Source organism: [Clostridium] symbiosum ATCC 14940 (assembly GCF_000466485.1).
In the GTDB taxonomy this organism is placed as follows: Bacteria; Bacillota; Clostridia; order Lachnospirales; family Lachnospiraceae; genus Otoolea; species Otoolea symbiosa.
Genome location: NZ_KE992988.1, coordinates 1 through 8,561 on the forward strand (window position 1 = coordinate 1; position 8,561 = coordinate 8,561).

Genomic DNA, 8,561 nt, shown 5'->3' on the forward strand with positions numbered 1-8,561 from the left:
TGCGGCCGCTGAGTGTCTCACGCGTTAAGTGCGGAGGGCTGACCTTGTCGCGGGCACTCAGTGCTACCGTGTGTGGGAAATACGATATGCCTTCAATACGCCTTTTATAAAAAATTGTGGAGGATATGATATCGGCCTGCCGGAAACACGTAGTGGCCGCGACAGGGCCATCCCCCTCACCACACCGGACATGGTCCGTTCCGGACGCGTCCTCCTACCTCAGTTAAATCTCCAATTTGTATTCAAAGCTCGATGATTTCCCCGTCGTCGGGTACGAAAAGCCGTCCGTGGTAAAACTCTTTTCCTTCACTTGTATAGAGCTTTTTGCGTCCGGAAATGTTTTTATCCTCCGTATGCCAGAGAATAAAGGAAGGAATATGGAGACGCTCGGCAAGCTCACAGGCCTCTTTCACTGTGCTGTGATGCTTTTCATAGGGATTAAAACGCTCCCTGTCACCATAGAGGCAAAATGCTTCATGAAGCAGCCAGTCACTGCCCGCGGCATGATGTTCGCACCGTGGATTTAAGGGTTCATCACCGGCGCAGCACAGCTTCCTTCCATTGGCAAGAAGGGCGGTAAAACCGAACTGCCTGGCTTTAGTTGAGAGAATATCGAAGAAAGTGACGGTAAGTCCCAGAATATCCATGGACTCCTGATCCTTCACCGGAATCAGATGGATCCGTTCGCCTATCATGCTGTAAAACTTTTTCTGCATGGTCAGGCGGCAGAGCGTGCTTATCGTGTCCGGCAGACCGTCATGACAGTAGATGTTCAGGCAGCCCTCATAGCTGCCTTTTTTCATAGCGGTTGCTATCATACGGATCATCCAGACAATACCCAGGATATGGTCGGTATGTTCATGGGTGATGAAAATGTGATGGATTTTAGACAGAGGTACCTCCATATCCTCCAGGATACCGAGAATACCGTTTCCGCCGCCTGTATCTACCATAAAGAATTCACCGTTCACGGTCCGTATGGCAAAACATGTATTATAGCACCTGGTGACGGCGGCATTGCCGGTGCCGAAAACATAGAGAAGTTCTTTCTGCATGGGGAAACCTCCTTAAGATAGACAGATTAACTAAATCTTTATTTTTTTTCCATCTTATGATACTATAAACCTATCATAAAAGCAACCGGACAGGCATTTCACCACAATCAACGGCGTTTTTTGCCGTTTCATTGCATTATTGCAGGCGGTGACTTGTGCGCGGAGCGTGCAGGTTATCGTTTGCTGCAGTTTGGCAGTAGGCTGAACTGTAACGATACGCAGCCTGACGGGAGGCAGAGGGGGGGATGTGGAATGAGAGATCTGGCATATCTGAAATTGATGTCACGCGAGTATCCTACATTGGAGTCGGCATCCAGTGAGATTGTAAATTTGATGGCAATCTGCGGACTGCCAAAGGGTACCGAGTACTTTTTCAGTGATCTGCACGGGGAATATGAGGCTTTTATTCATTTGCTCCGCAGTTCCTCCGGTATTATACGTGAGAAGATTAAAGAAACCTTCGGACATATTATTTCCGAGGAGGATGAGATACAACTGGCTAATCTGATTTACTATCCGGACAGGCAGATTGCAAAGCTTAAGCAGGAGCAGAACTATACGGAGGACTGGCAGAGGATAGCCCTCTACCGGCTTGTACAGATATGCAAAGAGGTGTCGTCTAAATACAGCCGTTCCAAGGTGCGCAAGAAGATGCCGCCGGAATTTGCCTATGCCATCGATGAGCTTTTGCATGTGGACTACAATGACGACAATAAAAAGGTGTACTACAGTGAGATTATCCGATCGATTATCGACACCCAGATGGCGGACAGTTTCATCATAGCCCTGTGCCGTCTGATTCAGAATCTGACGATTGACAATCTCCATATTATCGGGGATATTTTCGATCGGGGGCCTAGGGCTGATATTATTATGGAAGAGCTGATGCAGTTCCATGATGTGGATATCCAGTGGGGAAACCATGATATCTCGTGGATGGGAGCTTCCACCGGCAATCCGGCCTGTATCTGCAATGTGCTGCGGATCGCCATTAGTTATAATGGTTTTGACGTCCTGGAGGATGGATATGGAATTAATATCAGGCCGCTTTCCATGTTTGCCGCAAAGGTGTACAGTGATGATCCGTGCGAGCGGTTCATGCCGCGTATTCTGGATCAGAATATTTACGATGCGGTGGATCCTGGGCTTGCTGCAAAGATGCATAAGGCAATAGCCGTAATCCAGTTTAAGGTGGAGGGGCAGATTATCAGACGCCATCCCGAGTACGAGATGGACAGCCGTATCCTTCTGACGGCCATCGACTATCAGAGAGGAACGGTTGTGATAGAGGGAAAGGAATATCCGATGATGGATATGGAATTTCCCACCATCGATCCGTCGGATCCGCTGAAGCTTTCTGAGGAAGAGGAAGAACTTTTACATACGCTGACACTGTCGTTCTGCCACAGTGCCCTTCTCCACAAGCATATTAAATTCCTGTATTCCAACGGCAGTATGTATAAATGCTGTAATTCCAACCTTCTTTATCACGGCTGTATTCCAATGAAAGAGGACGGCAGCTTTGATGAGATGGCGGTTAATGGAAAAGCGTATAAGGGCAGGGCGCTGATGGATTTTATCGACAAGCAGGTAAAAAAAGCATATTTCCTACCGGATCAGGATCCGGAGAAGGAGGCCAGCCGTGATTTTATGTGGTATCTTTGGAGCGGGGCTAAATCTCCTGTTTTCGGGAAAGATAAGATGACCATATTCGAACATTATTTTGTTGAAGATAAGGAAGCTTCCAGGGAGAGGATGAATCCATATTATAAATTGAGTGTGCAGGAAAAATACTGCGACATGATACTGGAGGAGTTTGGCCTTACGACGACAGGTTCCCACATTATCAACGGCCATGTACCGGTAAAGATTAAGGATGGGGAGACTCCAATCAAGGCGGGAGGAAAGCTGTTTATTATTGACGGCGGACTTTCCAAAGCATATCAGGGAAAAACCGGTATCGCCGGTTATACGCTGATATTTAACTCCAGGCATCTGGCTTTGGCGGAGCATAAACCCTTTGACCCGAAAAAAGAAAGTACTCCAAAGGTCAGCATTGTAGAAAAGATGCGCAAACGTATTATGGTGGCTGATACGGATGACGGTAAAGAACTGGCAAGAAGAATTGAAGACTTAAAAGAACTGGTGGCAGCCTACCGGAAAGGCGCTCTGAAAGAGAGGATACGGTAATACAGGCTGCGCAAGCTAAGGAGTGAACATGAGGAAATCAGAATTTTTACAGGAGCTTAAGGAAGCATTGCAGGGGGAGGTTTCCGGCGGGGTGCTGCAGGAAAACCTGAGATATTATGACAACTATATTACTCAGGAGACGGCGGCCGGACGCAGGGAAGAGGATGTAATTGATGAGATAGGCAGTCCGAGACTGATTGCCAGGACGATTATAGACAGCAGCGAGGCGGCCGGTGATGTCCCGGAACAGGGAAGCGGCTATTATGAGAATCAGGGAAGCGGCTATGGGCAGCAGGAGACCGGAAGCTTCCGTTATTTCAATCTGAATAAATGGTACTGGAAGCTGCTCCTTCTTGTAATCGTAGTCTTTTTCATGGTTACGGTAATCACTGTGATTGGCGGAATTTTCGCACTTCTGATGCGCTTTGCAGGCCCGATTATTCTGATTTGGCTGATATATACATTTATAAAAGGTATGAGACGATAAGAGCGGCGGGAGCAGCAGTCAAAGCGGACAAAAGCATCGTAGGAAGGCCCGTGGAAGATGTTCCCGGATATCATGATTACAGAATTATATAAATAGAGCCTGTGCCGGGATTGTGAGGGAGGGATCCCGGCAAGGCTCTTTTCGCGAATATGATGAAAGATTTTGAATTAATAAACAAGAAAGAATTCTGCTCGCGGGATTCTCCGCGGAGCGGTTTTTATTTAACAGGAGAAGTATCCTGTTAAATAAAAAAAGCATCAGTCTGCCGCCGTTGGCTGACTAAATGCTCTTCTTAAAGCTGGGCCACAAGGATTCGAACCTTGAAATGACGGAGTCAGAGTCCGTTGCCTTACCATTTGGCGATGGCCCAATGAAATAACGATCTGTATTATACTTCGGGATTTGTAAGATGTCAAGCCTTATTGTAAAAATAAATTAATAAAAAACTGATTGAAAACGGAGGACGCGTCCGCAACGGACCGGGTCCGGTGCGGTTCGGCTGGTTTTCTGAGTCTTCCGTCCCCGTGGGGAGGCTGCTCGTGTGGGAGAGCCGAACGGAATGAATTGCTGGTAACAGATCAGCCATGATGTATTCCGCGGGGTGTTTTCGCTGTTTTTTGCGAAAATCCCGAGTTGTGCGGCGCGAAACGGCAAACTGGACAAGTCTGGCCGAATCAGCTATAATAGCAGCAGAGTATCGGTATAGCGGCAGATGAGACAGGCCATTTTCATACCGATACGACAGCGAGGTGGACTATGTATACATTTGAAAGCAGAGTGCGGTACAGTGAGATGGATGAATTCGGGAAACTTTCGGTAACCGGAATCATGAATTATCTGCAGGACTGTTCCACATTCCAGTCAGAGGATCTGAAATTAGGGCTATCCTATCTTTATGATAAGAAGAGGGCCTGGTGGCTGAACACATGGCAGATTTTGATTGACCGCTGTCCGGGACTTGGCGAGCGTATCAAAATATCGACATGGCCATATGGCTTTAAGGGGATCTATGGGTACAGGAATTTTACGATCACCGATTTAGAAGGAAATTATCTCGTCAGAGCAGATTCATGCTGGTTCTTTTATGATTTGGAGAATAATTGTCCGGCCAGGGTCACACAGGACGAGATACGGGGCTACGGAGCAGGGGAGCAGAAGCTTGAGCTTCCGCCTGCGCCCAGGAAGATTGTGCTGCCAAAAGACTGCCAAAGCGCTGAGCCGGTTACGGCGGCGAGACACCATATTGACACGAACCAGCATGTGAACAACGCACAGTACGTGGAGATTGCCAGAGAGCTTCTGCCGGAGAAATTTACTATCCGGGAGCTGAGGACCGAATATAAAAAGGCCGCGGTGCTGGGTGATGTCATGTACCCGAAGATCGGCAAAACAGCGGAGGGATATGTGGTATCTCTTCAGGACGCCGCGGGTAATGTATTTGCCAACATATGGCTGGCCGAGAAAAGAGAGGACGAATGACATGATAGAATTGGGGAAAATACAGGAACTGGAAGTACTCCGGGAAAAGGAATTCGGAGTTTACCTGGGAGAGAAGCAGGATGCGGAAGCTTCCGTGCTGCTTCCCAAAAAACAGGTGCCGGAAGGGACAAAGACCGGGGACACGATCCGGGTATTTATCTATAAGGATTCCGAGGACCGTCTGATTGCGACTACCGCCATGCCAAAGCTGCAGGTGGGGGAGACGGCTCTTCTGAAAGTGAATGATGTATCAAAAATCGGAGCGTTTCTGGACATGGGGCTGGAGAAGGATGTGCTGCTTCCTTTTAAGGAGCAGAACCACAAGGTCAGAGTCGGAGAGGAATGCCTGGTTGCCCTTTATGTGGACAAGAGCGGCCGCCTGGCGGCAACAACGAAGGTTTATTCGTATTTAAATAATCATGCACCTTATAAAAAAGATGACTGGGCTGAGTGCCGGGTATATGAAATCAACGAGAATCTGGGAGTTTTTGTTGCGGTGGATGATCAGTATTACGGGCTGATTCCGAAGAAGGAGCTGTTCTCCAAGTGCCAGCCCGGCGAAGTGGTGAGGGCCCGCGTGACTAAGGTCAGAGAGGACGGGAAGCTGGATCTGAGCCTCAGGGAAAAAGCGTATCTGCAGATGGACAACGATGTGGAGCTTGTGCTGAAGGCAATTGATGAATTTGACGGAGTGCTTCCATTTAACGATAAGGCAGACCCGGAGGTGATAAGACGGGAATTCGGCCTGAGCAAGAATGCATTTAAACGTGCAGTAGGACATCTCTTAAAAGAAGGTAAGATAGAGATAACAGAAAAAAACATCAAAAGAACAGGAAAGTGAGGAAAAAAACATGAAGAAAGTAATCAGCACAGAGAAGGCGCCGGCAGCAATCGGACCGTATTCACAGGCAATTGAGGTAAATGGGATCATTTACACATCCGGTCAGATCCCGGTAAATCCGGCTACAGGAGAAATCCCGGAGGGGATTGAAGCCCAGGCTGAGCAGGTCATGGAGAATGTAAAGAACCTTCTGGAGTCGGCAGGAACCTCAATGGCGAATGTAATCAAGACGACGGTGTTCATTAAAGATATGGGCGAGTTTACCAAGATTAATGAAATTTATGCCAGATATTTTGAGGGAGATTGTCCGGCACGTTCCTGTGTGGAGGTTGCCAGACTGCCGAAAGATGTCCTGATGGAGATGGAAGCGATTGCTTTGAAATAATAACCGCACCTTCCGAACACATCCCTGAGCCGGTGAGGAGAAACCGTTTCCCCTGCTGCTCGGGGATTTTTTTGTTGGGAATAGAACAATCTTTTCTTTGAGCAAAGTACTTGTCAAGCGGTAATCCTTCACGTCTTTTTAGCTTTTTAAACGGTAAAAAATTGTCTATTTTAGACAAATTAAAATTAACGTCAAAAGGATTGCACAGAAGCGGAAGTGTAAGTTTGTTGAGTTTTCACAAATTTGTTTTTTATTTAAACAATTGTACCAAATATGAACGGTTTCGCCGGAAGTAGAACATTTTAATTTGACATTTTGGACACTTTTTTTTCATCATATACAAAATGCTCAAAACAGAGAATTGATTTTGTGGCATTTAAAACATAGTGTGATAAGCGGAGTCATGATAGGATTAATACATACAGAATGAGAAGAGACAGCGTGACTATGTATTAAAGGCAGGAGGAACAGGAAGAATGGCCAGTTTATCACTTAAAAATGTAACAAAAAAATATCCGAACGGATTTGTAGCGGTTAAAGACTTTAACCTGGAGATTGCAGACAAGGAATTTATTATTTTCGTAGGACCTTCCGGCTGCGGTAAATCCACGACACTTCGTATGATTGCCGGTTTGGAGGATATTACGTCCGGAGAACTTTATATTGATGGGAAACTGATGAATGACGTGGAACCGAAGGACAGGGATATTGCCATGGTTTTCCAGAACTATGCATTGTATCCGCATATGACGGTTTACGATAATATGGCATTTGGCTTAAAGCTCAGAAAGATGCCGAAGGATGAAATAGACCGGCTCGTTCAGGAGGCGGCCAAGATCCTGGATCTTTCCCACTTGCTGGACCGCAAACCGAAGGCTCTTTCCGGCGGACAGAGACAGCGTGTTGCCATGGGGCGTGCTATTGTACGTAATCCAAAGGTCTTTCTGATGGACGAGCCGCTGTCCAACCTGGATGCGAAGCTCAGAGGGCAGATGCGTATTGAGATTTCCAAGCTTCATCAGAGACTGGGAACCACGATTATATACGTTACGCATGACCAGACAGAGGCTATGACGCTGGGAACCAGAATTGTTGTTATGAAGGACGGCCTTGTTCAGCAGGTAGATACACCTCAGAACCTTTATGACAAACCGGCTAATAAATTCGTTGCCGGATTTATCGGCGCCCCCCAGATGAATCTTTTGGATTCTGCTGTCAGCAAATCAGGCTCCTCCGTGACTCTTACCTTTGCAGGAAATACGATTGTACTTCCGGCAGAAAAGGGAAAAGCGCTTGAAGAGGCCGGCTATATCGGAAAAGAAGTGATCATGGGTATCCGTCCGGAAGATCTGCATGACGAGGAGGAAGCGGTCAAAGCAGCCGCAGGCTCGACAATTAAGGCTTCTATCCGTGTATATGAAATGCTCGGAGCCGAAGTATTCCTGTATTTTGATGTGGAGGAGAATAGCTGCACGGCCAGAGTGAATCCAAGAACAACGGCACGTCCGGGAGATACGGTAGAATTTGCCCTGGATCTGTCTAAAGTACATATTTTTGATAAAGAGACAGAGAAGGTTATTTTAAATTAAGAGAAGAGTCAACAAGTTTGAAAGAGACAGTTTAAAAATTACATATTTAAAAAAGAAGAACGCTTTCGGTGATATGTCTGAAAGCGTTCTTCTTTTTTTGATGGCGGTGACCTGTGAGCAGTTTGGCGTGTTTTACTTGATTACACCTACAATTCTTACGTTTCCTATAGCATGGATAGTATCATGTTTAAATATTAATATTCATAAGCGCCATATTGTATTATCTGTATTTCTTTTTGTACTTCCATGTTACTCCGACGTTTCCGGGGCAAACAGCAGCCCATCATATTCCGAACTGAGTTAGCGCCGGATGTTTTCGTGGGAATCTTCGGTCATATAAATTTTGTTTCCGGCCGTCATCCTCAGGTATGGCGGAACATTCTGCGAAGGAAAAGGAAGGTATGGCAGTCACCTCCGGAGAGAATGATTATTCCGTGGGCCGATACCGGATGGAGTATCGGTAATATTACGGCAATGAATAATAACATAAATTATACAAAATTCTGACTTGAAAAAGTAAATTCCAGTGCAAAGG

Annotated in this window: 7 protein-coding genes and 1 tRNA gene; 6 read left to right on the forward strand and 2 right to left on the reverse strand. The window is 46.5% G+C overall.

Going from position 1 to position 8,561, the window contains the following annotated elements; translation table 11 throughout:
- Window positions 1-242: 242 nt before the first annotated feature.
- Complete coding sequence (locus CLOSYM_RS16810; RefSeq protein WP_021643036.1) at window positions 243-1,055, reverse strand: MBL fold metallo-hydrolase; 813 nt, start codon at window positions 1,053-1,055, stop codon at window positions 243-245.
- A 252-nt stretch (window positions 1,056-1,307) separates the two neighbouring features.
- Here CLOSYM_RS16810 and CLOSYM_RS16815 point away from each other — a divergent pair, with 252 nt between their 5' ends.
- On the forward strand, window positions 1,308-3,245 hold the full coding sequence (locus CLOSYM_RS16815) for a fructose-bisphosphatase class III (RefSeq protein WP_003501457.1): 1,938 nt from the start codon (window positions 1,308-1,310) through the stop codon (window positions 3,243-3,245).
- Between the two features lie 28 nt (window positions 3,246-3,273).
- Window positions 3,274-3,732 (forward strand): DUF1700 domain-containing protein, encoded by a 459-nt coding sequence (locus tag CLOSYM_RS16820; protein ID WP_021643037.1) that lies wholly within the window; start codon window positions 3,274-3,276, stop codon window positions 3,730-3,732.
- A gap of 298 nt (window positions 3,733-4,030) precedes the next feature.
- On the opposite strand, the gene CLOSYM_RS16825 is transcribed toward CLOSYM_RS16820, so the two are convergent.
- Window positions 4,031-4,102 (reverse strand) — tRNA-Gln (locus CLOSYM_RS16825).
- Window positions 4,103-4,488: 386 nt separating this feature from the next.
- Here CLOSYM_RS16825 and CLOSYM_RS16830 point away from each other — a divergent pair.
- From CLOSYM_RS16830 to CLOSYM_RS16845, 4 genes are all read left to right on the forward strand, one after another.
- Window positions 4,489-5,211, forward strand: a complete 723-nt coding sequence (locus CLOSYM_RS16830; protein ID WP_003506727.1) for an acyl-[acyl-carrier-protein] thioesterase — start codon at window positions 4,489-4,491, stop codon at window positions 5,209-5,211.
- A 1-nt stretch (window position 5,212) separates the two neighbouring features.
- A complete protein-coding gene (locus tag CLOSYM_RS16835; RefSeq protein WP_003501462.1) occupies window positions 5,213-6,052 on the forward strand; it encodes a CvfB family protein in 840 nt (279 codons plus the stop codon).
- A gap of 10 nt (window positions 6,053-6,062) precedes the next feature.
- Entirely contained in the window at window positions 6,063-6,437 is a 375-nt protein-coding gene (locus tag CLOSYM_RS16840) for a RidA family protein (RefSeq protein WP_003501464.1), read from the forward strand.
- A gap of 476 nt (window positions 6,438-6,913) precedes the next feature.
- A complete protein-coding gene (locus tag CLOSYM_RS16845; RefSeq protein WP_003501466.1) occupies window positions 6,914-8,026 on the forward strand; it encodes an ABC transporter ATP-binding protein in 1,113 nt (370 codons plus the stop codon).
- The last annotated feature ends 535 nt before the right edge of the window (window positions 8,027-8,561 follow it).

Coding starts and splice junctions, on each gene's coding strand:
- CLOSYM_RS16810 (WP_021643036.1), bottom strand. CDS start 1,055: ATGCAGAAAGAACTTCTCTATGTTTTCGGCACCGGCAATGCCGCCGTC.
- CLOSYM_RS16815 (WP_003501457.1), top strand. CDS start 1,308: ATGAGAGATCTGGCATATCTGAAATTGATGTCACGCGAGTATCCTACA.
- CLOSYM_RS16820 (WP_021643037.1), top strand. CDS start 3,274: ATGAGGAAATCAGAATTTTTACAGGAGCTTAAGGAAGCATTGCAGGGG.
- CLOSYM_RS16830 (WP_003506727.1), top strand. CDS start 4,489: ATGTATACATTTGAAAGCAGAGTGCGGTACAGTGAGATGGATGAATTC.
- CLOSYM_RS16835 (WP_003501462.1), top strand. CDS start 5,213: ATGATAGAATTGGGGAAAATACAGGAACTGGAAGTACTCCGGGAAAAG.
- CLOSYM_RS16840 (WP_003501464.1), top strand. CDS start 6,063: ATGAAGAAAGTAATCAGCACAGAGAAGGCGCCGGCAGCAATCGGACCG.
- CLOSYM_RS16845 (WP_003501466.1), top strand. CDS start 6,914: ATGGCCAGTTTATCACTTAAAAATGTAACAAAAAAATATCCGAACGGA.